General features: G+C 67.7%; 18 protein-coding genes. 5 read left to right on the top strand and 13 right to left on the bottom strand.

Going from position 1 to position 21,884, the window contains the following annotated elements; genetic code table 11:
* Nucleotides 1–356 precede the first annotated feature (356 nt).
* Nucleotides 357–1,484 carry an amidohydrolase family protein gene (locus V1Y59_RS10990; RefSeq protein WP_330504999.1) on the bottom strand — a complete coding sequence of 376 codons (1,128 nt, stop codon included), beginning with the start codon at nt 1,482–1,484 and terminating at the stop codon, nt 357–359.
* A gap of 142 nt (nt 1,485–1,626) precedes the next feature.
* Here V1Y59_RS10990 and V1Y59_RS10985 point away from each other — a divergent pair, with 142 nt between their 5' ends.
* On the top strand, nt 1,627–2,778 hold the full coding sequence (locus tag V1Y59_RS10985; RefSeq protein WP_330504998.1) for an FAD-binding oxidoreductase: 1,152 nt from the start codon (nt 1,627–1,629) through the stop codon (nt 2,776–2,778).
* A gap of 7 nt (nt 2,779–2,785) precedes the next feature.
* Here V1Y59_RS10985 and V1Y59_RS10980 read toward each other — a convergent pair whose 3' ends face one another.
* The 5 genes from V1Y59_RS10980 to dnaK all read right to left on the bottom strand — a co-directional run bounded on the left by V1Y59_RS10980 (nt 2,786) and on the right by dnaK (nt 8,417).
* Nucleotides 2,786–3,904: a DUF7159 family protein gene (locus tag V1Y59_RS10980; RefSeq protein ID WP_330504997.1), complete on the bottom strand. Its 1,119-nt coding sequence runs from the start codon at nt 3,902–3,904 to the stop codon at nt 2,786–2,788.
* 160 nt (nt 3,905–4,064) lie between these two features.
* Nucleotides 4,065–4,457, bottom strand: coding sequence for a heat shock protein transcriptional repressor HspR (locus tag V1Y59_RS10975; RefSeq protein ID WP_330436006.1), 393 nt, complete (start codon nt 4,455–4,457; stop codon nt 4,065–4,067).
* 2 nt (nt 4,458–4,459) lie between these two features.
* Nucleotides 4,460–5,665 carry a molecular chaperone DnaJ gene (gene dnaJ, locus V1Y59_RS10970; RefSeq protein WP_330504996.1) on the bottom strand — a complete coding sequence of 402 codons (1,206 nt, stop codon included), beginning with the start codon at nt 5,663–5,665 and terminating at the stop codon, nt 4,460–4,462.
* A 254-nt stretch (nt 5,666–5,919) separates the two neighbouring features.
* The gene (gene grpE / locus V1Y59_RS10965; protein WP_330504995.1) at nt 5,920–6,561 is read right to left on the bottom strand and encodes a nucleotide exchange factor GrpE; all 642 of its coding nucleotides are present in this window, start codon (nt 6,559–6,561) and stop codon (nt 5,920–5,922) included.
* Nucleotides 6,558–8,417, bottom strand: coding sequence for a molecular chaperone DnaK (gene dnaK, locus V1Y59_RS10960; protein WP_330435628.1), 1,860 nt, complete (start codon nt 8,415–8,417; stop codon nt 6,558–6,560). The genes grpE and dnaK overlap by 4 nt, the downstream gene beginning before the upstream one ends.
* 360 nt (nt 8,418–8,777) lie before the next feature.
* Here dnaK and V1Y59_RS10955 point away from each other — a divergent pair, with 360 nt between their 5' ends.
* Nucleotides 8,778–9,353 (top strand): TetR/AcrR family transcriptional regulator, encoded by a 576-nt coding sequence (locus tag V1Y59_RS10955; protein ID WP_330504994.1) that lies wholly within the window; start codon nt 8,778–8,780, stop codon nt 9,351–9,353.
* A 5-nt stretch (nt 9,354–9,358) separates the two neighbouring features.
* Here V1Y59_RS10955 and V1Y59_RS10950 read toward each other — a convergent pair whose 3' ends face one another.
* From V1Y59_RS10950 to lon, 3 genes are all read right to left on the bottom strand, one after another.
* Complete coding sequence (locus tag V1Y59_RS10950; RefSeq protein WP_431309150.1) at nt 9,359–10,309, bottom strand: CE1 family esterase; 951 nt, start codon at nt 10,307–10,309, stop codon at nt 9,359–9,361.
* A gap of 67 nt (nt 10,310–10,376) precedes the next feature.
* The gene (locus V1Y59_RS10945) at nt 10,377–10,700 is read right to left on the bottom strand and encodes a hypothetical protein (protein WP_330505166.1); all 324 of its coding nucleotides are present in this window, start codon (nt 10,698–10,700) and stop codon (nt 10,377–10,379) included.
* A 147-nt stretch (nt 10,701–10,847) separates the two neighbouring features.
* Entirely contained in the window at nt 10,848–13,175 is a 2,328-nt protein-coding gene (gene lon, locus V1Y59_RS10940) for an endopeptidase La (protein WP_330504992.1), read from the bottom strand.
* Nucleotides 13,176–13,435: 260 nt separating this feature from the next.
* On the opposite strand from lon, the gene V1Y59_RS10935 reads away from it, so the two are divergent.
* Together V1Y59_RS10935 and V1Y59_RS10930 are read left to right on the top strand one after the other, a co-directional pair.
* Nucleotides 13,436–14,161, top strand: a complete 726-nt coding sequence (locus V1Y59_RS10935) for a cutinase family protein (RefSeq protein ID WP_330504991.1) — start codon at nt 13,436–13,438, stop codon at nt 14,159–14,161.
* Nucleotides 14,162–14,428: 267 nt separating this feature from the next.
* Nucleotides 14,429–14,917: an SRPBCC family protein gene (locus tag V1Y59_RS10930; RefSeq protein ID WP_330504990.1), complete on the top strand. Its 489-nt coding sequence runs from the start codon at nt 14,429–14,431 to the stop codon at nt 14,915–14,917.
* A 139-nt stretch (nt 14,918–15,056) separates the two neighbouring features.
* Here V1Y59_RS10930 and V1Y59_RS10925 read toward each other — a convergent pair whose 3' ends face one another.
* The 4 genes from V1Y59_RS10925 to V1Y59_RS10910 all read right to left on the bottom strand — a co-directional run bounded on the left by V1Y59_RS10925 (nt 15,057) and on the right by V1Y59_RS10910 (nt 21,142).
* Complete coding sequence (locus tag V1Y59_RS10925) at nt 15,057–16,538, bottom strand: DHA2 family efflux MFS transporter permease subunit (RefSeq protein ID WP_330504989.1); 1,482 nt, start codon at nt 16,536–16,538, stop codon at nt 15,057–15,059.
* Nucleotides 16,539–16,649: 111 nt separating this feature from the next.
* Nucleotides 16,650–19,040 (bottom strand): PEP/pyruvate-binding domain-containing protein, encoded by a 2,391-nt coding sequence (locus tag V1Y59_RS10920; RefSeq protein ID WP_330504988.1) that lies wholly within the window; start codon nt 19,038–19,040, stop codon nt 16,650–16,652.
* Nucleotides 19,037–20,017: a TIGR03617 family F420-dependent LLM class oxidoreductase gene (locus tag V1Y59_RS10915; protein WP_330504987.1), complete on the bottom strand. Its 981-nt coding sequence runs from the start codon at nt 20,015–20,017 to the stop codon at nt 19,037–19,039. Before V1Y59_RS10915 ends, V1Y59_RS10920 begins: the two co-directional genes overlap by 4 nt.
* 9 nt (nt 20,018–20,026) lie before the next feature.
* Nucleotides 20,027–21,142, bottom strand: coding sequence for an Rv3169 family protein (locus V1Y59_RS10910; protein ID WP_330504986.1), 1,116 nt, complete (start codon nt 21,140–21,142; stop codon nt 20,027–20,029).
* Between the two features lie 49 nt (nt 21,143–21,191).
* Here V1Y59_RS10910 and V1Y59_RS10905 point away from each other — a divergent pair, with 49 nt between their 5' ends.
* Nucleotides 21,192–21,845 carry a TetR-like C-terminal domain-containing protein gene (locus V1Y59_RS10905; RefSeq protein WP_330504985.1) on the top strand — a complete coding sequence of 218 codons (654 nt, stop codon included), beginning with the start codon at nt 21,192–21,194 and terminating at the stop codon, nt 21,843–21,845.
* The last annotated feature ends 39 nt before the right edge of the window (nt 21,846–21,884 follow it).

Raw genomic sequence — 21,884 nt, 5'->3', positions numbered from 1 at the left:
TCGCTGGCCGAAACTCCCCAACCGCTGGTCGAGTAGGCCGAGGCGCTAGCCGAGGCCGTATCGAGACCCACAGCAGCGCAAGAGATCTCGATACACCCCCCGCTAGCGCTCCGGGCTACTCGATCAACGGGAGGGACGCGCCCCGGGCACTCGATCAACGAAAAAGACGCGCCCCAGCCACTCGACCAACGAGAAGACACCCCAACCGCCGGTCGAGTAGGCCGAGGCGCTAGCCGAGGCCGTATCGAGACCCACAGCAGCGCAAGAGATCTCGATACACCCTCCGCTAGCGCTCCGGGCTACTCGATCAGCGGGAGGAGCGCGCTCCGGGCTACTCGATCAACGGGAGCGCGCGTCTAGTCGATGCTGTACACACGTAACGCATTCTCCCGGAACACATTCGCGAGCGCATAGTCGCCCCCACGCGGCGCGATGAGGTCGATCAGGGCACCGACGATCATGTCGAACGAGACGTTCGGCTTGTCGATCGGGAAGTTGGAGCCGAAGATCAGACGATCCGGACCGAAGTTGGCGAACGCGTGATCGACGAGGGGGCCGATCATCTCGGTGAGCGTCGCACGACTCCCGACATTGCCCCAGCGTTCCCTCCCATAGCCGAGGACCGGCAGACCGAGCCCGGACAGCTTCACCATCACGTTGGGACAGGAGGCGAGCGTGAACATCCGCTCGCGCCACAGCCGCAGGATGTCCGCACGTGCACCGGCCGTCGCACCGGTGCGCGCACCGACGGGCCCGAACAGTCCCACCGGCGCCCCGATGTGATCGACGACGATCGTGACCTCCGGATACTCCCGCGCCAGCGTGACGACGTCATACAGCTGATGCGAGTACACGAAGGCATCGAACACCAGGCGGCGTTCGGCGACGTCGGCGAACCCCTTCAGGAATGCGGGCGACGCGAGGATGCCGTCGGCGTCGGCGCCGTTGCGGATCTTCGGGTCCGGGTGGCGGGTGGTGATCCAGCGGATGCCGCGCAGACGATCGGTGAGGGCGGCATGTTCGTCGAGCAGCTCACCGAACCGTTCGGCCCGCGGGTCGGCGTGGGCGACGATCGCCCCGAGGCGTGGGAGTGAGTCCTCTCCGAACGGCAGCGCGGTCACGTACCGGGTCTCCTCCACCGCCGACCGACCGGCCGGCGTGTCCAGCCGCCCGGCCGCCTCGTCGCCCCGCCAGTGCGATTCCATGTGCACGACCGTGTCCACCCGTGTGCCGACGCCGTCGAACAAAGGTGAGGTGTCGGCGAGATACTGCATCGGCTCGTAGACACGCGCGACGGTGCTGGGCGTCAGCACGTACTCGCGGTCGGCCTGCGACACGACCATCGGGAAGACCCGGTCGCCGAAGGACGGCACGAACCGGTACAGCCGGGAGAGTCGATTCGCCGCCCACGGTGTCGTCCGCGGATTCCACTGGTGGAGGTGGGCATCGACTATGGCTGGAACAACACCATCGAGCGAGCTCACCTCCCCGACATTGCCACAGTCCGGACGAACCCGACATCGATTGATGGATCGTAAGTCGTCGTCCAGCGACCGCTAGGCTGTCGTGGGCGGGAGATCCGCTCATCGAAGGACCGACACGCATTCAGGGGAGGTGACGCGCCTCATGCCGAGCCACTCACGGCACACCCTCCACCATCTCCGCGAGTTGATCCGCCGCGAACCTGATCGCTTCGCCTCGAACGTGTACACCCGGATGTTCTCGATCGATCCAGATCTGCGAGAGCTGTTTCCCGCGGTGATGTCCGGTCAGCGCGACGCCTTCTTCCGCGTCATCGATCACGTTCTCGACGTCATTCCCCAACGCGAGGGTCATGGGGAACTGGTGGAGTTCCTGGCACAGCTCGGACGCGATCACCGCAAGTACGGTGTGCGCCCGGAACACTACGGCGTCATCTACCAGGCGCTGATCGCCGAGTTCGCGTCCATCCTCGGCGACTACTGGGACGACGAGACCGCGCAGACGGTCAGTCAGGCGATGATGCTGACCACCGGGGTGATGCGTGGCGCCGCCGAGACCGCGCCGCATCCCGCGCTGTGGTCGGCCGAGGTGGTGGAGAAGTTCCGGATCACCCGCGACCTCGCGGTCGTACGGTTGCTCACCACATCGCCGATGCGGTTCGCGCCCGGCCAATACCTGGAGGTGCAGGTTCCTCAGCGCCCCAAGGCGTGGCGGAACCTGTCACCGGCGATACCGCCCAACCCGCGCGGCGAACTCGAGTTCCACGTGCGAGCGGTCCAGGGCGGTGCGGTCAGCACCGCCATCGTCGGCGAGACCCGGGCCGGCGACACCTGGTACTTCGCGCAGGGTCACGGGACCCTGCACGTCGAATACGACCGGCCGATCGTGATGGTCGCCGGCGGCACCGGACTGGCACCCCTGCGCGCGTTGTTGATCGAGATGTCCAAACGGGCGGACACCCCGTCGACACACATCTTCTACGGGATGCGCTACCCCGGGGAACTCTACGACCTCGCGGTGCTGCGCCGGATCGCCACGACCAACCCGTGGCTGCGGGTCACGGCGGTCTCCGAGCAGACCGAGGACCCGTGGTGGATCACCGCGATGACGACACCGGAGGCGTTGGGAATCGAGCACCAGATCGGCACTCTCGCCGAGGTCGCCGCGGCAGCCGGACCGTGGGACGACCATCAGGTGCTGATCGCGGGATCGGCACGGATGATCGAGGCGACGCGTCGGCGGATGCTGATCGCGGGCGCGCGCGCCAGCCTCATCCAGCACGACCCGGTGGTCTGAGTCCCGGTCAGGGATTCGGCTGGCCGCCCGGTCCGCCCGGCGCCGCGGTCGTGACCGTCGTCGTCACGGTCTCGGTGACCGTCGCCGTCGGGGCCTCCGTCACGGTTTCGGTCTCGGTCTGTGTCTCGGTTTCGGTGGCCGTGGACGTGCGGGTGACCGGCTCGCCCGACCGCGTCACCGTGGTGGTTGCGACGTCGGTGCGGACCTCGGTGACCGGTTCCGCGGTTCGGGTCACCGTCGACGGCGGCGCCGTCTCGGTGACCGTCGTGGTGGGAGCCGCCTCGTCCTCGGCGGCGTCGACGCCGGCGAAAACCGCGGACGCCGCGATCGCGCCGAGCGCCAGCGCTGCGACCAGGGCGGCACCGATCATCCACCACCGGCGGTTCGACACGGCGCCTGCCGCACCGCGCGGGCGGCTCCCGGACAGCACCGCCGCGCCGAGGGCGGCGGCCAGTGCGGGCTGATCGGCCACGGTGACCGGGCGGGCAAGTGCGTACTCGAGGGCCTCAGGTGCGCCGGGCACCTCGGCGCCGGGACCGGTGCAGACGACCGACGTCACCGACGACCCGCCGGGTGCGGCAGTCACCGCATCCGCGACCTCGCTCGCATTGGCGGGATCGGTGACGGGCCCGGGTGATCCATAGGCGAACTCGGCGGTGCCGAGGACTTCCCCGGTCGCCGAGTCGAGCGTGACCACCGAGGATCCCGGCGACGGAACCGCCGAACGGTCCAGGTCGACGACCGCGATGATGCCTCGCCCCGCTGCCGTGGTGCGGGCAACCTCGGCCAGGGCGGCGGGCATGTCGGTGACGGTGACCTTGTCGTACCAGGCCGGTCGCGCGGTACTGGGGGTGAGATTGGCTTGCAAATAACTCTGCGTGGCAGGGCGGGCGCAGGCGACGCCGATCCGGTCGATCTCGTAGGGGACCGAATCGACCAGCTCGTGGATGGCGTTCTCGGCGCTCTGCGCCGACGGATCGGGCAGTTCCACCAGATTGCTGGCGATGATGGCTCCGTCGGCGCTGCGCACGACGGATGCGACCTGATCCTCGACGACGGAGATCCCCAGAACCGAGCCGTCCGAGTCCGAATCGCCCGCGATCTGGGCGCTCCTGGTCTCGGCCATGTCCCCGTCCTTGTCTCCCCGCCACGTTGTCCCGAGTCAGGGTAGCGGGTCGCTTTCGCGGTTCCGGCCGCACCTGTCGCTTCTGGCCGCAGTACCGTCCCCAAGCCGGAACCTGGAGGTGCGGCCAGAACCGCGCGGCCAGGGCGGCCGCACCCTCGACTCAGTCGGTGGTGCGCTTGCGCCGGGGCTGCCAGACCACCAGCGCGCTCGTGCGGGGCACGGGGACCAGTTCGCCGCCGCGCCGCACGGGCGCGTTGTCGACCTCGGCCTGCAATTCGCGGACCCGTTGTTGCAGCGCATCGACCTGGTTCTCCAGGTCGATGATGCGCTTGATGCCGGCGAGGTTGACGCCCTCCTCCTGGGACAGGCGCTGGATCTCACGCAGCACCTCGACGTCCCGGGCGGAGTACCGCCGGCCGCCGCCGCTGGTGCGTTGCGGGGTGACCAGGCCGAGCCGGTCATAGGTGCGCAGGGTCTGCGCATGCATGCCGGCGAGTTGCGCGGCGACCGAGATCATAAAGGTCGCCGCAGCATCGTCGTCGTAGGTGGCCATCCTCATCGCCCCCACCCGGCGCGCGGATCGAATCCGGCTGCCTTCTCCGCGGCCGCGTACTGACGCATGGCCTCGACCGCGGCGTCGTCGAGCTTCGGCGGTACAGCGACCTTGACCGTCACGAGCAGGTCACCCGCGCCACCCGAACGCTTCGGGACACCGCGGCCCCGGACACGCAGGGTGCGGCCGTCGGTGGTGTTGGCGGGGATCTTGACCCCGACGCTGCCGTCGAGAGTCGGGACCGACACGGTCGCGCCGAGCACGAGTTCGGAGATGCTGACCGGCAGCTGCACCTTGAGGTCGTTGCCGCTGCGGCTGAACACCTTGTCCGGCGTGACGTGCACGACGACGTACAAGTCGCCCGACGGTGCTCCGCGTCGACCGGCTTCGCCTTGTCCGGCGAGCCGGATGCGTTGTCCGTCTTCGACGCCGGCGGGGATGCGGACGTTGATGGTGCGGGCACGCACCTTGACGCCGCTGCCGTCGCAGTCGGTGCACGGATCGTCGATCCGCGATCCGGTGCCCTGGCAGTCCTGGCACGGTTCGCTGAAACCGAACGCCCCCTGGTTGCGGCTGACGAATCCGGAACCGTTGCAGTTCGGGCAGACCCGCGGACTCGTGCCGGGCTTGGCGCCACTGCCGTGACAGGTCGTGCACGGTGCGGGGCTGGTGACGCGGAGTGGCACGGTCGTGCCCATCGCCGCGTCCTTGAAGGTCAGCGTGGTCTCGGTCTCGAGGTCGTTGCCGCGTTTCGGGCGTGTCGCCGTCGACGATCGCGTGCCGCGGTTGAACAGGCCCTCGAAGAGGTCGCCGAACCCGCCGGTGGATTCACCGCCGCCGGCGCCACCGCCGCCGAACAGGTCACCGATGTTGAAGTCGGCACCCGTCGTGGACGTGTAGTGGGTTCCTCCGCCGCCGGGGAAGCCGCCACCCGGGAAACCATTGCCGCCGCCGCGGAATCGTCCGCCGGCGAACATGGCGCGGGTCTCGTCGTACTCTTTGCGCTTCTCCGGGTCCGACAGCACGCTCTTGGCCTCGGACACCCGCTTGAAGCGGTCCTCGGCCTCGGTGTTGCCGGGATTCTTGTCCGGGTGCAGCTCGTTGGCGAGCTTGCGGTAGGCCTTCTGGATGTCCTCGGTCGAAGCGTCAGAAGCAACGCCGAGGTCCTGATAGAAGTCGCGTTCGAGCCACTCTCGTTGTGGAGCCATCAGACGTCACCTCCTTCGGTATCTCAGTTGTCTGGATGAAGTTGTGTGGATGAAGTTGTGTACCCCGATCCCTGAGGAGGGCCGGAGCGCTAGCGGAGGTCCGTCACGAAGGGTCCGCCCCTTCGTGACACTCGTCGCTAGCGCTCCTCGCTCCTCAGGGAGCGGGTGGGTCGCCCCTCCTCGCTCCTCAGGGAGCGGGTGGGTCGCCGCCCCTCGCTCCTCAGGGAGCGGGGTGAGCGGAGTGACCAGTGCGCTTATTGTGCACCAGTCTGTTCGGCCGGATCGCCGGCTACATCGACCGGATCGGTCACCGTGACCATCGCGTGACGGATGACCTTGTCGCCGAGCCGATACCCGGTGCGGTACACCGCGCCGATCACCGGCTCCGCCCCGTCACCCTCGTGCTGAACGGCTTCGTGCAGTTCGGGGTCGAACACGTCGCCGGGTTCACCGAACTTGGTGAGCCCTTCCGCCGACAGAGCGCCGGCCAGTTTGTCGGCGACGCTGCGCAGCGGCCCCGCGTCGAGGTCGCCGTGCTCGCGGGCACGGTCGAGATCGTCGAGGACCGGCAGCAGCTTGTCGATGAGCAACTGCTTGCCGTAGGTCACCGAGCCCTGCTTCTCCTCGGCGGCACGCCGACGGAAGTTGGCGAACTGGGCACGCTCACGCTGCAGATCGGCGGTGAGCTCGGCGACCCGCTCGTCGGCGACGTCGGGGATCTCCGGTTCGGCTTCTGCGCCGTTTGCGGTCACCTCGGTGTCCGGTTCGGCGTCGGCCGGGCCCGGCCCGGCGGCCGGATCCTCGCGCACCTCACCCGTTTCGGGGTCGATGCGGCGACGATCGGTCACCGTGACCGGTTCCTGCTCGCGTGCGCCTTCCGGCTCCCCAGCGGTCACTTGTTGTCCCCGCTGGTGTTCGACGGCTCGTCGACCACCTCGGCGTCGACGACGTCGTTGTCGCCACCGGCCGACTCACCCTCGGGTGCGTCGCCGTTGGGCGACTCGGCGGCCGATGCGGCGTAAATTGCCTGACCCATCTCCTGCGACTCGGCCGAGAGCTTCTCCACCGCGCTCTTGATGGCCGCGATGTCGGTGCCCTTCAGCGCTTCCTGTGCCTCGGAGATGGCCGCGTTGACCTTGTCCTTGACCTCGCCGGGAACCTTGTCCTCGTTGTCCTTGAGGAACTTCTCGGTCTGGTTGACCAGCGACTCGGCCTGGTTGCGGGTCTCGGCCTCCTCGCGACGCTGACGGTCCTCGTCGGCGTGTGCCTCGGCGTCCTTGATCATCCGGTCGATCTCGTCCTTGCTCAGGCCCGAGCCCTCCTGGATGCGGATGGAGTTCTCCTTGCCGGTGCCCTTGTCCTTCGCGGTGACGTGCACGATGCCGTTGGCGTCGATGTCGAAGGTCACCTCGATCTGCGGGACACCCTGCGGCGCCGGGGCGATGCCGCCGAGCTCGAACGAGCCGAGCAGCTTGTTGTGCGAGGCGATCTCGCGCTCACCCTGATAGACCTGGATCTGCACCGACGGCTGGTTGTCCTCGGCGGTGGTGTAGGTCTCCGACCGCTTGGTCGGGATGGTGGTGTTGCGCTCGATCAGCTTGTGCATCACGCCGCCCTTGGTCTCGATACCGAGGCTCAGCGGGGTGACGTCGAGCAGCAGCACATCCTTGACCTCGCCGCGCAGCACGCCGGCCTGCAGGGCCGCGCCCACGGCGACGACCTCGTCCGGGTTGACGCCCTTGTTGGGCTCCTGCCCGCCGGTCAGTTCCTTCACCAGCTCGGTGACGGCAGGCATACGGGTCGAACCGCCGACGAGCACCACGTGGTCGATGTCGCCGACAGCGATGCCGGCGTCCTTGATGACCGCCTGGAACGGCGAACGGGTGCGCTCGAGCAGGTCCGAGGTGATCTTCTGGAACTCGCTACGCGAGAGCTGCTCATCGAGGAACAGCGGGTTCTTCTCGGCGTCGACGGTGATGTAGGGCAGATTGATCGACGTGCTCTGCGAAGCAGACAGCTCGATCTTGGCCTTTTCCGCAGCCTCACGCAGACGCTGCATGGCCATCTTGTCCTTGGTCAGGTCGATGCCGTTCTGGCTCTTGAACTTGTCGACGAGCCAGTCGACGATGCGCTGATCCCAGTCGTCACCACCGAGGTGGTTGTCACCGGAGGTCGCGCGGACCTCGACGACACCGTCGCCGATCTCCAGCAGCGAGACGTCGAAGGTACCGCCACCGAGGTCGAACACCAGGATGGTCTGTTCGCTCTCGCCCTTGTCCAGGCCGTAGGCAAGCGCCGCGGCGGTGGGCTCGTTGACGATGCGCAGCACGTTGAGGCCGGCGATCTGGCCGGCTTCCTTGGTGGCCTGACGCTGGGCGTCGTTGAAGTAGGCCGGCACGGTGATGACCGCGTCGGTCACGTCCTCGCCCAGGTAGGACTCCGCGTCGCGCTTCAGCTTCTGCAGCGTGCGGGCGCTGATCTCCTGCGGGGTGTACTTCTTGTCATCGATCTCGACGGACCAGTCGCCCTCGCCCATGTGGCGCTTGACCGACCGGATGGTGCGGTCGACGTTGGTGACCGCCTGGTTCTTTGCCGGCTGCCCGACCAGGACCTCGCCGTTGCGCGCAAACGCGACGACCGACGGGGTCGTGCGGGAGCCTTCGGCGTTGGCGATGACGGCGGCTTCGCCGCCTTCGAGCACGGAGACCACCGAGTTGGTGGTACCGAGGTCGATTCCAACTGCACGAGACATGTATTTCCTCCTAGTTCATGGGTCTGCACCCAGTGCGTCTCGATCCGAGTTCTCTCGAAACCTGAACTTCAGTGCATCCGACTCATGTCCTACTCAAGACACGCGACGGAGTCAACCTGGGTTGAGCCTACACCGCTCAGGTTTCTCGAAGTGTCCAACGGGTGCGACCGGCGGAATGTTCCCGACCTGCAGTAGAAAGTTGAGCTGATCCAACTCAATGTGAGCGACGTCTCAACTCGGCCCGGCGGTCACACGGGTCGCGCACCGCCCCGCTTAAACTCATCCGACCGGCCACGGCTCGGTGCGATTTCCGCAAGGCAGACCTCGGAGGGTGGGGGAACGTGACGACTGTGGCCGACGATGACTGACCGCCAGGCGCTGCTCGGAAAGGCAGCACTCCAGGTGATCGCATCCGGCGGCCTGCGGGCCCTGACACATCGGGCCGTCGACGAGGCAGCCGGACTGCCGGCCGGATCCGTCAACTACTACGCGCCCACCAGATCGCGTCTCAACGCCCTCGCCCTGGCCGAGGTGTACGAGCAGATGTACGCGATCGCGGTTCAGACGTTCGGTCCGATCCTCGACGCCGGGGAGAACGCCGCGACCGACGTCATCCTCGACTGCACCACCGATTTCGTCGAGGCGATGTCGAACGAGGGCCGCGGCGCCGTCCGGGCGCGTCACGCGCTGCTCGTCGAGGCCCAGTTCGACGCCGAGCTCCGCAAGCAGGTCATCACCAATCGGACGGCGTTCATCGGGTTCACCGAGCCGTTCGTGCGCGCCTACGCTCCGCAGAGTTCCGAACGGGCGGCCGAACTGATCGTCGTGCTCATCGACGGATTGATTCAGCAGCAGACCTTGGTCGCGACGTCGAACTTTCCTCGGCCGATGATCCGCGCGGCCATCGCACGCATTTTTCGGTTTCCGGAGCGGTGACTCCGCTACCGCCCGTGCTCGGCGAAGAAGTCCCAGATGGCGGTGGTCGCGTCCAGCGCCTGTGACGGTCTGTCGCCCGGGCGGAGGACAGATGCGACGGGTCGCGAACTCGCACCGGGCCATTGGTGCCCGGTACCCACGATCGAGATCAGTTGCACCGTGCGCCCTCCGGGACACTCGGCGGTCGACGTGATCGTCTCCCCCGACCGCCGGGTTGTCGGCTCTGGGCAGTCACCAGCACGCCGAAAGGTCGCGACCGCCTGCGGCACCGGCGCGCCGTCGACGCGCGCCGTACCGCGAATGTTGTGCGCCCGGCCCGGGCCGCCGCCGTAGCGCACGGACTCGTCGGCGGTGCCGTGGATGTGCAACAACGATGTCGGCGCGGCGTCGGCGCAGTCGGTCACCAGCGTCCCGGCCACCGGCGCAGCCGCGGCGAAGAGGTCGGTCTCGCAGGCCAGACGGTAGGCCATCATCGCCCCGTTGGACATTCCCGTGACGAAGACGCGTGACCGGTCGATCGGCTGCAGCTCTGCGGCACGCTCGATCACCGCGCGGATGAAGGCGACGTCGTCGACATCGCGTTGCTGCGCCGGGCCGCAGCATGTGCCGGCATTCCAGGACCGTCCGACTCCGTCGGGGAACACGGCGACGAACCTGCCGCGGTCGGCCTGTGCGTCCCAGTGATAGGAGTTCTCCGCCTGCCTACCGCTGCCGTAGCCGCCGTGCAGCACGACAACGAGCGGGGACGGACCGGACAGTCCTGCGGGACGGTACATCTCGAATGTGCGCGGGTTCGCGCCGGTGCCGACCCGCTCGGTGCTCTTGCCGGCCGCCGGCGCGGCAGCCGCTTCGTCGTGGGTGACCACGGCCAGTCCGACCGCCGCGAACGCGAACACGGCCGCCGAGAGGAGTGTGAGCGTCTTGTGGCGCACAGCCTTCAGGATCGCCGGTCGCACGCCGTGAACTCAAGAGGTGGGTCCGGTTTCTCACGTGACTCTTATGCGAACGTTGCCCAGCCAGGGGTCAGTCCTGCGCGACCGGCAAACCGTCGCCCGGGAATCCCCTCGCCGGATGGACCTCGAACTCGAAGACGCCCGCGGCGACACCGGGATCGGAGTTCATGAGGTCGACCGTCGTGTCGACGTCGCGGTCGAAGATGCCGATTCCGCAGATGTCCGAGTCGTCGTCGACGGGCAGCACCACCGAGAGCACCCCGGCCGCACGCAACGCGAAGTTGCGTCGTCCGTGTTCCCAGATCGCCGCGGCGGCGGCGTCGGTATCGTACTTCGGTCCCGCTTTCAGGATCATCACACTGTACGGGTTTGCGTGCGAGAGCATTTCGTTCATCTGCTCATCGGTGATCGTGGGTAGATCGGTCACGGCCGGGCTCCTTTGCCTCGAAGGTCGCCGCCCGGCGATGAGGTGACACCGCGGAGCGGCCCGAGGCCGATTATCGTCGCCTCGGGCCGCTTGCGCGGTGGTTCCGGCCAGATTTCAGGCAGCCGTGGCCGCACGGTCGGCGACCGGCTCCAACGCCTGCGTGATGATGTCGGCGACGTCGACCATCGGCCGGAGCTCGAGCGCGTCGAGCACCTCGGCGGGCACATCGTCGAGGTCGGGCTCGTTGCGCTGCGGGATGAACACGGTCGACAGGCCGTTGCGTTGTGCGGCAAGCAGTTTCTGCTTGACCCCACCGATCGGCAACACCCGTCCGTTGAGCGTGACCTCGCCGGTCATACCCACGTCGGCACGCACCTTCCGGCCGGTCGCCATCGACACCAGTGCGGTGACCATCGTGACGCCGGCACTCGGACCGTCCTTCGGCACCGCGCCGGCCGGCACGTGGACATGGATCGTCTTGTCCAGCGTGGCCCGATCGATGCCGAGTTCGTCGGCGTGGGCACGCACGTACGACAATGCGATCTGCGCCGACTCCTTCATCACATCGCCGAGCTGGCCGGTCAGTTTCAACCCGGCCTCGCCGGCGTTGCTGTTGGCCTCGATGAACAGGACGTCGCCGCCCATGCCGGTGACCGCCAGGCCGGTGGCCACGCCGGGCACCGCGGTGCGCTCGGCCGATTCGGGGGTGAACCGCGGCCGCCCGATGTAGTCCTTGAGGTCGGACTCCCCGAGCACGACGGGAGCCTGCGCCTTCCCTGACTCGAGGTTCGTCGCAGCCTTGCGGAGCAGCTTGGCGAGCAGCCGTTCGAACTGTCGCACACCGGGTTCGCGGGTGTAGTTCGCAGCGATCTCACGCAGCGCGTCGTCGGCGACGGTCACCTCGTCGGCGGTCAGCGCCGCACGGTCGGCCTGCCGCGGGAGCAGGAAGTCGCGGGCGATGGCCACCTTGTCGTCCTCGGTGTAACCGTCGATGGTCACCAGTTCCATCCGGTCCAGCAGCGCTGACGGGATGTTCTCGATGACGTTGGCGGTCGCCAGGAACAGGACGTCGGACAGGTCGAGATCCAGATCCAGGTAGTGATCCCGGAACGTGTGGTTCTGCGCGGGGTCGAGGACCTCGAGCAGTGCCGCCGCCGGGTCGCCCCGGTAGTCGGAGCCGACCTTGTCGATCTCGTCCAGCAGCACAACAGGATTCATCGATCCCGCTTCGCCGATGGCACGCACGATCCGACCCGGGAGTGCACCGACATAGGTGCGGCGGTGACCACGGATCTCGGCCTCGTCACGCACACCGCCGAGGGCGACGCGCACGAACTTCCGCCCGAGGGCACGGGCCACGGACTCACCCAAGGACGTCTTACCGACTCCGGGCGGGCCGGCCAGCACCATCACGGCACCGGAGCCGCGGCCGCCGACGACCTGCAGCCCGCGGTCGGCACGACGGGCACGCACCGCCAGGTACTCGACGATGCGGTCCTTCACGTCGTCGAGACCGTGATGGTCGGCGTCGAGGATCTCGCGGGCGCCCGTGATGTCGGTGGAGTCGTCGGTCCGCACGCTCCACGGCAGGTCGAGCACGGTGTCGAGCCAGGTGCGAATCCAACTGGTCTCCGGCGACTGGTCGCTGGCGCGTTCGAGCTTGCCGACCTCGCGCAGTGCGGCTTCACGCACGTTGTCGGGCAGGTCGGCGGCTTCCACGCGGCCGCGGTAGTCGTCGGCGCCGTCGGGTTCGTCCTCGCCGAGTTCCTTGCGGATGGCGTTGAGCTGCTGGCGCAGCAGGAACTCCTTCTGCTGCTTCTCCATTCCGCTGCGGACGTCGTCGGCGATCTTGTCACTGACCTCGGTCTCGGCGATGTGTTCACCGGTCCACTCGGTCAGCAGCGTGAGACGTTCGGCGACGTCGGGGGTCTCGAGTAGCCGGCGCTTCTGTTCGTCCGTGAGCCACGAGCTGTAACCGGCGGTGTCGGCGAGATCCGACGGATCGGTCAGCTTGTTGACGGCGTCGATGATCTGCCACGCCTCGCGGCGCTGCAGCATCGCCAGAACCAACTGCTTGTACTCGGCGGCGAGGTGCCTGACCTCGTCGGTGACGGGCTGGTCGTCGACCTCGGTGACCTCGACCCACAGGGCCGCGCCCGGCCCGGTCGTCCCGGTGCCGATGTGCGCGCGCTGTTCACCCTTGACCACGGCGGCGGTTCCGCCGCCGGGGATACGTCCCACCTGCACGATCGACGCGATCACGCCGTAGGTGGGATAGCGGTCGTCCGGGCGCGGGGCGACCAGCAGCTTTCCGGACTCCCCTGCCCGGGCCGCGTCCACGGTCGCCTGGGCCGCGTCGTCGAGTGGGATCGGTACAACCATCCCCGGTAGGACGACCAGGTCGGGTACGAACAGGACCGGCACTGAATACGTGTTCGACATCAAACCTCCAAAGTTCAGTCTGATGGGCTCAACCTGGGTGGCGGGATGTTTGTTCCCGGGGATATTTCGCCAGGAGCGGACAGCTTGCGTGAATCTCTCCCCCGCAAACCGCCGATACCGGACAACCCTGCGCGATCAGCGGCGCAGCAGCTCGCACGATGGCTACATTCGATGACAAGACGACCCATCCGACCGCCGAGCCCGAGCGAATGAATCACGTGAGAACCGGATCAAACCGTCTGACCCGAGGAGTGCGCTTCATGTCCGTTTCGACTCTCGCTCGCCGCTCGATGGTGTCACTGGCCTGTCTGGCCACGGCGCTCAGCGGCTCGTTGTTCCTCACGAACGCGCAGGCACAGGCCGCGCCGTGCGCGGACGTGGAGGTGATCTTCGCGCGCGGCACCATCGAACCCGCGCCCCCGCTGGGTCTGACCGGCGTCTCGTTCACCGAGGCGGTGCGCGCCCAGCTGCCCGGCAAGTCGGTCAGCAGCTATGGCGTCAACTATCCGGCCAGCGACCGGTTCAATGACCGTCTCGCCATCGCCAACTCGGTGGCCATCGGCGTTCGCTCGGCGCAGTCGCGGATCAAGTACCTCGCGGCCACCTGCCCGAACACGCGCATCGTGCTCGGCGGGTACTCGCAGGGCGCGGTTGTCGCCGGGTTCACCACCGCGACCGGCATCGATGTCCCGTCCGAGTACCGGGAGTACGAGAACCAGGTGCCGCCGCCGCTGCCGGCGAACGTCTCCGACAACGTCGCCGCGGTGGTGCTGTTCGCGCCGCCGTCGGACCGGTTCTTGCGTGATGTCGGGTCGCCGGAGATCCAGGTCGACCGCGAATACCAGGCGCGCACCAAGAGCTACTGCATCCCGGGTGACAACATCTGTGACGGATCGCCGGTCGGGCAGCCGAACGGTCTGCATGTGCTGTACTCGGTGAACGGGATGACGCTCGACGCGGCGAGTTACGTGCAGCGCAACCTCTGATCTGACGTAGTAGATCCACACATGACGAGGGCCGTCACCCAACGGGTGGCGGCCCTCGTACGTGGTCGACGGGTCCGGGCAGTGCGCCTCTCGGCGAACGGCCGCTCGAAGCGGCGAATGGGGTGGGGCCCGGGGCAGCTGATCCCGAACGCCGTCGGACATCTACAACTGTGCGGTCCCGCGGGTTATTCCGACCGGTGATTTGGGCCGCGAACCTCGGTCTACCCATATGTCCTCCCCGCGCCGACCAGAGGAGCAGCGAGCAGCATGCCCCGAGAGAACGTGACCGCCACTCTGACCATCGATGTGCCGATCACAGGCGTGTTCGCCGTGCTCGCCGAACCGTCCACCCACGGTGCGGTCGACGGCACGGGATGGGTGCGCGACGCCGTCGACCAGGCACCGTTGACCGAGGTCGGCCAGGTCTTCCGGGTGAACATGTATCACGCGAATCACCCGGACGGCGACTACCGGATCTCCAACCAGGTGACGGTCATCGACCCGCCGAAGGCCATCGCGTGGCTGCCCGGACAGCCGGACGACAACGGCGAACTGGATTTCGGTGGGTGGTTCTGGCGCTACGACCTGACGGCCATCGACTCGACCACCACCGAGGTCACTCTCACCTACGACTGGACCGACGTGCCGCCACACATCCGCGAGTACATTCAGTTCCCGCCCTTCGGTCTCGACCACCTGGAGAACTCGCTGCGCAACATCAGCCGGCTCGCGGCAGATTTCGAGCGGACGAGGTGAGTTGGTCGGGTCGGCGACGGCGGAGATGACTGAAATCAGCACCGTGAGGGCCGGCCGAGGGGAATATCCCCTCGGAGCATGCTCACGCGGCTGATTTCAGTCATCGACTCGGTGTACCCGTCCCGCGCGCCCTTCGGTGTCAACCGGCGTGACGATCCGCGGCCGGTTCCGGCTGCTGACACCCATGATTGACCGCCGGCTGCACGTGCGGGGTGAAGCCGATCCCGGAGCGGATGCTCACCGCCGCAACGAGACCGCCGAACGCACAGCAACCGGCTGCGATCAGCATTGCCGTCGGGAAGCCCGATCCGAGCGGCTGTCCCGGGCCCGCATCGAGGCCCGCGACCACCGGCAGCACCGCCACCGCCAGCAGTCCGGCCACCCGCGCCACGGCGTTGTTGACGCCCGACGCGGTTCCGGCGCGTCCGGGTGCGACCGCGCCCAACGCCGCCGCCGTCAACGGCGCGACGGTGATGGTCATACCGAGACCGAACAGGACGACGGCCGGCAGCACGGCATCGACATATCCTGCGCCCGGCACGATCCGAGCCATCAACGCCAACCCGGTTGCGGCGATCAACGGTCCGACCGTCATGGGCAGGCGCGGTCCGGTGATCTGTGCGAGCCGACCGGACAGCGGCGACCCGAACAGCATGATGGTGGTACTCGGCAAGGTGGCGAGTCCGGCTTCGGTGGCCGAGTATCCGAGACTCTGTTGCAACTGCAGCGCCAACAGGAACAGCGCGCCACCGAGGGCGGCGTACACCATCAGCGTGGTGAGGTTGGCCCCGGTGAACTGCCACGACCGGAACAGACTCAGTGGCAAGAGGGGTGCCGCGGCCCGCCGTTCGATCACCACGAACGCGACGAGGGCTATCAGCCCGACGATCATCGCCGTCACGATCCCGGCTCCCCACCCGCGGGCCGGTCCTTCGATGAGCGCGAAGATCACCCCCGACAGCCCCACGGTGACCGCGATCGCGCCTGCGACGTCCAGCCGATGGGTCGCGGTCCGATCTCGTGATTCCGGCACATGCCGCATGGCGATCCAGATCGCCCCGAGCGCGAGCGGGACACTGACGAAGAACACCCATCGCCAGGAGGCGGTGTCGACCAGCCAGCCACCGACGAACGGTCCCAGGGCTGTTGTCGCACCGGACATTCCGGCCCACAGCCCGATGGCTCGGCCGCGGTCTTCCCCGGCGATCTCCGCATCGATCAACGCCAGCGAGCCGGGCACCACCGCCGCCGCTCCGATGCCCTGAAGGACACGGGCACCGATGAGCGCCGACTCGGTCGGCGCCAGCGCGCAGGCCGTGGTCGCGACCGCGAACACCCACAGACCGGCGACGAACAGACGTCGTCGCCCATAGCGGTCGCCGGCGGCGCCTCCGGCCAGCAACAGTGCACTGAGTGTCAGCAGGTAACCGTCGAGAACCCACTGCTGCCCGGTGAGGCCGGTGTCGAGGTCACGAGCGATCGCCGGGAGCGCAACATTGACCACGGTGCTGTCGAGGAATGCGACTCCCGAACCGAGTACGGCGGCGGCGATCAGCCATCGTCCGGCGGCAGAGGACGCCGCGACCCCGGCAGTGATGGGGTCGGCACCCGGCCCGGTCATGATGTGCCCACGAGCGCGAGTCTACGTCGCGCCGAAGGCGCCGCGCCGGACTCGACCTACAGCTGGACGCACCAGCGGCATGCCAGATGATCGGCCACGATCGCAGCACCGTCACCCCACGGGTCCAAGCCGTGTGACCACCCCGCGGTCACCGTCCACGCGCACCCGGTCGCCGGTGTGCAGCACCTGGGTGGCCATCAAGGTGTTCACCACGCAGGGCAGGCCGTATTCGCGCGCGACGACGGCACCATGCGAGACGGAACTGCCGATGTCGGTGACAAGCGCGGAGATGACGGTGAAGTAGGGAGTCCAACCGACGTCGGTGACCGGCGCGACCAGGATCTCTCCACGTCGCACCTCACGTGCATCGACCATCGACTTCGCCACGCGCACCACGCCTTCCACGGTTCCCCTACTCGCCGGCCGCCCCACGAGCTCGTCTCCGGTCATGGCCCGCTGCGGCACGATGACGCGTGGCGTAGGACGTCCGACCGATACGTCGTCGAACTCGAGTGACTCCTGGAACGCCAGCGCCTCTCGCCGCTGCACTGCGCGGTCCACCAGGTCGGTGATATCGCCGAATCCGACGACGCGATCCAGTTCGGACCGGTCGAAGAAGAACACCAGATCGGCGTCGGGCATCCGCCCCGAGGACGCAAGCACCTCACCGAGATGGTGGTATCCGCGCTTGAGCGCATAGGCCATCCTGGCCATCTGCGACTTGGTCTGCTCGCGTCCCCGAGCACCGGCCTGCGCGAGCCTGGCCAGGAGCCGAATGGTCGACGACGTGGGTGCGGGCGCCGCATCGGGCATGGCCTCGCCATCGCCGCCGTCGAGGAGGGAGCGGAGCATGATCTGCATCATCGCGCCCAGTCCGGCCGGGTCGTCCGCCCAGGACGGATCGCGCATGCACAGCTCGCGGTAGCCACGGTGGCCGTGTCGAGTCAGAAACTGTCGCAACGCGATTCCGGCAGGACCAGGGTACTCCTGCAGTCCGCGAACGGCATCGTCGGGGGCGGCCGACAGGAACGTCTCGGCGAGTTCGGAGTCGGCGGCGACGGCGCGGACCACTGACTCGAGTTCGCCCACCATCACCGCGCTCTCGACGTCGGCGGCGCCGGCCATGAGCCGGGACGCCTCGGCGCGGCCGTCGTCCTCGGTTCGTCCTGCTGTGATGGCTTTGCGGATCAGCACGCTCTCGAGGATGTTGGCGGCCACCGCCGCGCGCGACGACGACCGCACGTGGGTCAGAGTGATGTCGCAGTACTGGCGTACACCGTCTTCCAACTGCCGCATCATTTCTCGCGGGTCATCACCCACGGGAACCGCGAAGGCGGCGATCTGTTCATCGACCCGGCGGATCGATGGCCCCACCGTCAACGCATGAGTGCTGAGCCGGATCGTGTTGCCGATCTTGCGGAGCAGTGGCTGCGGAGGTTTCGGTACCAGCTCGTCGATGACCCGGCCGCAGATCGACATCGAGAATTGCTCAAGGGAGTTGCCCACGATGCCCGAGCTCAGGGCGGTGCCCTCGGTCATGTTCAGGAACATGTGCCCGGAGAAATAGCCGACCTGCAGCCACGGTCTGTCGTAGCCCTCTTGTGCCCGGGCCACGACCTGGATCTGCTGCATTGCGTAGTCGATGGCGTATCCGGACACCGCCGCGGTGAGCGGACAGAAGGCGCCCGGCATCATCTCGCCGATGTTGCACCGGGTGTAGACGTGGTCGGTGCCGGCGACCGCCGAGTCCATCTCGGTCAGGTCGCCGGGCAGCGTCGTGATCGGCCGCGCCTGCAGCCACCACAGCGCACCGCTCTGGTCGATCGCCCACTCCAGATCCATCGGGCGTCCCCAATGCTGCGCGGCCCGTAGTGCACCGGAACGTATCTCGGCCACCTCTGCAGTGGCGAGCGCGGGTGTCGCGGTGGTCTCGTGGATGACGGGTGTGCCCTGCTCGTCGAGGACGATGTGATCTGGTGACGCTGTGCCGTCGACGAGTGATTCGCCGAGCCCCGCGACGGCGTCGATCACCATGAGGTCTCGCCTGCCGGAGGTCGGGTCTGCGGTGAACACGACTCCGGCTGCGCGGGGGTCGACCATCTGCTGGACGACGACATGCATGGTCACATCGTCTGCGCCGCGGTACGACTCCGCGCGGCGCGAGTGTAGGGAGTCGACGCAGGCGCGGACCGCCGCGGCCAGGCCCTCGACGGAGTCCACGTTGAGCACCGTGTCGTACTGGCCGGCGAACGACTGGTCGTCGCCGTCCTCACCCACAGCCGAGGACCGGACTGCGACCGGGGTGGCCCCGGCCGCTTCCATCAGGGCGAACCGCTTGGTCACCGCCTCGAGGTCGCCCTCCACGGTGGCGTCCGCGATGACGAAACCGTCGGGAACCGGTAATCCGATGCGGCGTAGCTCGGCGAGGCCCGCCGCCTTGCCGCCGAAGCAATCGTCGGTGACGTCATCGAGTTCGATCGCGGTCGGGGTCACCGGGGTCATCGCAGCGCGTCCACGATCTCGGAGAGCGCGTCGACGGCAATGGGACCCGGCTGATACAGGCAGATCCGGTCGGACACACCCTCGACGCGGTCGCGGATGTGCGCAGCCACCTCTGCCGGTGACCCGCAGGCGGCGATGGTGTGCAGGATCTCGTCGTCGATGAGGGTGGCCATCTCCTGCCAACGGCCCTGTTTGGACATGAGATTCAGTTCGGGCTGCAGGTCACCCCAGCCGTGTGCGTCGAGCACGGGCCGGTAGGCAGGGGTGGAACCGTAGAAGGCCAGCAACATACGGGTGGAGGCGTGGTCGTCGTCGCCGACGGAGACGATGATCTCGGGCACCACCTCGAAGTCGTCGGCGCTGCGGCCGGCGGCCGCCAACCCGGCACGTACTCCGGGCATCGTCGTCTCGTGCAGGAAGCGTTTGGACCCGAACGGCATCACCAGGAGACCGTCGGCCACCTCGGCGGTGGCCCGCGTCATCCGCGGCCCGAGCGCACCGAGGTAGATCGGCGGCGGGCCGTACGGATTGGGCCCGGGCACAAAGGTCGGCGTCATCAGCGTGTGGCGGTAGTAGTCGCCACGGAAGTCCAACCTCTCGCCGTCGTTCCAACTCGCGAAGATGGCGCGCAGAGCGCCCACCATCTCCTTCATCCGGTCTACGGGGTGGTCGAACTCGACGCCGTAGCGCTTCTCGATCTGCGCCCGCACCTGTGTGCCGAGTCCGAGGATGAATCGCCCCTCGGCCAGCAACTGCAGGTCGTTCGCCTGGTGAGCGAGCTGGATCGGATTGCGGGGGAATGCAATCGCGACATTTGACATCACGTCGAGTCCTGTCACCGTGGTCGCCGAGACGAGCGGCGTGAACACGTCGTGTGGACCTTCGAAGGTGAACACCCCCGATGCGCCTGCCTCCCGCAATGCGGTGGCGCGCTCCACCGCATCCACGGGTCCGAACAACGCTGTCATGACCCTCATGCCGCTCACCTACCCAGCCGTGTCGGTCCAGTCGGCGAACCCCGACGGATGGTGCGGACCGATCACGCCGTGCTCGAACAATCCCGCGCCCTCGCTGGTCCGACCGTCGGATTCGGTGACCACGGCCGCGGCCACGTGGTCGATGAGACTGAACGGCGCACGGGCCATCACCTCGGGGTCGGTCATGTCGAAATGCACGCGCTGGGTGAACGGACCGCCTTTCCATGTGCCGTGGGCCCAGGTCGAGTCGCCGCCATAGCCCGAACCGAAAGCGATGGGCGCGTACAGCTTCGACTCCACATCGAGACAAATGCGGTCACCAGCGCGGTTCATGAACTCGACGTGCGCACCGTGTGGAATCCGCGTACCCGACGTGTAGTGGACGGTGACACGCACCCCGTCCAGCTGTTCGACGCAGCCGTCACGCCAGCGGCGAGTGCAGTCGTACAGGGTGCGGTGGCCGTCCGGGTCCTCTTGCAGGATCAGGAACAGTTGATAATCGTCAAAAGCCAGCGGCAGGTACAGCCACCACATCCCACGAAACGCCGCGTCGGGCCGCCCGGCCGGCTCGGGCTCGCCGACCGGCCGAATTCCCCAGGAACGGTCGCGGCTGGCCACGCTGGTGTCGTGTTCGACCGTCAGCCGCTCGCCGTCCACGTCGATCCATCCTTCCCAGGTGCCGACCTGGGCAAAACGGCACGCCTGCAGCGTCACCCGACGCTCGGTCAGCATCTCGTGGTGCCGCTCGAGCGCTGCCGGGAAGAGGCCCCGCCATCTGAGATCCGCGGAGATCCCCTCCGTCGCCGCGAGTGTCAGGTGCATTTCCTGCAGCGGTTCGACCACGTCGAGCCGATACCCGTTGACCTTCTGTTGAAGTCGGTCGTCGTCGATGGCGTCACTCAGATGCACCGCGGTCTGGGTGTCACCACGACGGACGACGAAGTAGGCATCTTTGACTCCGAGCCGGGGGTAGTACCCGATTCCGGTGAGCGCCATGAATCGTCCGCCACGGTCGAGCACGTTGAAGTACGACCGGTCATAGAAGTTCCGGTCCGACGTGGCCGGCCAGCTCACCGGCGCCGGCGTCTGATGGATCGGGAACTCGTCGAGCGGACTCAGGTTCACGACACTCCCTCAAATACGATGCACACTGTATTGGAATTAGGATTGGCCTATGACACCAGAACGCCGCAGCGATGGCAAGAGGTCGCGCGTCGACCCGCCCGGCTCTGCCGACTCTGCCAACGTCGCCGGCGCCGCATCGCCGTCGCCAGGGCGGCCGCGCGACACCCGAATCGACGCCGCGATCATCACCGCCACCCGGGAGATGATCGTCGAGACCGGATACTCCGGGTTGTCCCTCTCGGCGATCGCGGCGCGCGCCGGGACCACCACCGCCGCCATCTACCGCCGGTGGGCGGGCAAGGCACAGCTGGTCCACGAGGCCGTGCTGGCCGCCGAGGAAGTTCCCGCCCCGGACGGCTCCGGCGACATCCGCGCCGACATCCGCGCGCTGGTGGCGACGGTCCGCGAGATGTTCGACAGCCCCGAGGTGCGGTTGGCGCTGCCCGGGCTGATCGCCGACACCGTCGCCGATCCGCAGGTGCACAGCATGATGATTGCCCGTCTGGCCGGCAATCTGGGGGCATTCGAGACGAGGTTCGGTCAGGAACGCCGCGGTGACGACGAGTTGCCGATGCTCGCCGAGGTGGTCGCCGGCACCGCCATCTTCCGCATCCTGATCCGCCGGGACGCCACGCTCGACGATGCATGGGTGGACGAGATGACCGCGATGATCACCGAACGCTGGCCCCCGACCGCTCGGTAGGGTCCCGCGCCGTCGGCGTGGATTCTCGCGAGCCGGATG

The sequence above is a fragment of the Gordonia prachuapensis genome (genome assembly GCF_036350515.1).
GTDB classification, from domain to species: Bacteria; Actinomycetota; Actinomycetes; order Mycobacteriales; family Mycobacteriaceae; genus Gordonia; species Gordonia prachuapensis.
Note: the sequence above shows the minus strand (reverse complement) of the source record. Positions and strands in the feature narration are given on the sequence as shown.

Bases quoted from the DNA above. Each gene is read 5' to 3' on its own strand.
- V1Y59_RS10915 (WP_330504987.1), bottom strand. From the start codon at position 20,017: ATGAGGGTCATGACAGCGTTGTTCGGACCCGTGGATGCGGTGGAGCGC.
- dnaJ (WP_330504996.1), bottom strand. From the start codon at position 5,665: ATGGCTCCACAACGAGAGTGGCTCGAACGCGACTTCTATCAGGACCTC.
- V1Y59_RS10935 (WP_330504991.1), top strand. From the start codon at position 13,436: ATGTCCGTTTCGACTCTCGCTCGCCGCTCGATGGTGTCACTGGCCTGT.
- lon (WP_330504992.1), bottom strand. From the start codon at position 13,175: ATGTCGAACACGTATTCAGTGCCGGTCCTGTTCGTACCCGACCTGGTC.
- V1Y59_RS10920 (WP_330504988.1), bottom strand. From the start codon at position 19,040: ATGACCCCGGTGACCCCGACCGCGATCGAACTCGATGACGTCACCGAC.
- dnaK (WP_330435628.1), bottom strand. From the start codon at position 8,417: ATGTCTCGTGCAGTTGGAATCGACCTCGGTACCACCAACTCGGTGGTC.
- V1Y59_RS10985 (WP_330504998.1), top strand. From the start codon at position 1,627: ATGCCGAGCCACTCACGGCACACCCTCCACCATCTCCGCGAGTTGATC.
- V1Y59_RS10980 (WP_330504997.1), bottom strand. From the start codon at position 3,904: ATGGCCGAGACCAGGAGCGCCCAGATCGCGGGCGATTCGGACTCGGAC.
- V1Y59_RS10945 (WP_330505166.1), bottom strand. From the start codon at position 10,700: ATGAACGAAATGCTCTCGCACGCAAACCCGTACAGTGTGATGATCCTG.
- V1Y59_RS10955 (WP_330504994.1), top strand. From the start codon at position 8,778: ATGACTGACCGCCAGGCGCTGCTCGGAAAGGCAGCACTCCAGGTGATC.
- V1Y59_RS10905 (WP_330504985.1), top strand. From the start codon at position 21,192: ATGACACCAGAACGCCGCAGCGATGGCAAGAGGTCGCGCGTCGACCCG.
- V1Y59_RS10975 (WP_330436006.1), bottom strand. From the start codon at position 4,457: ATGGCCACCTACGACGACGATGCTGCGGCGACCTTTATGATCTCGGTC.
- V1Y59_RS10930 (WP_330504990.1), top strand. From the start codon at position 14,429: ATGCCCCGAGAGAACGTGACCGCCACTCTGACCATCGATGTGCCGATC.
- V1Y59_RS10925 (WP_330504989.1), bottom strand. From the start codon at position 16,538: ATGACCGGGCCGGGTGCCGACCCCATCACTGCCGGGGTCGCGGCGTCC.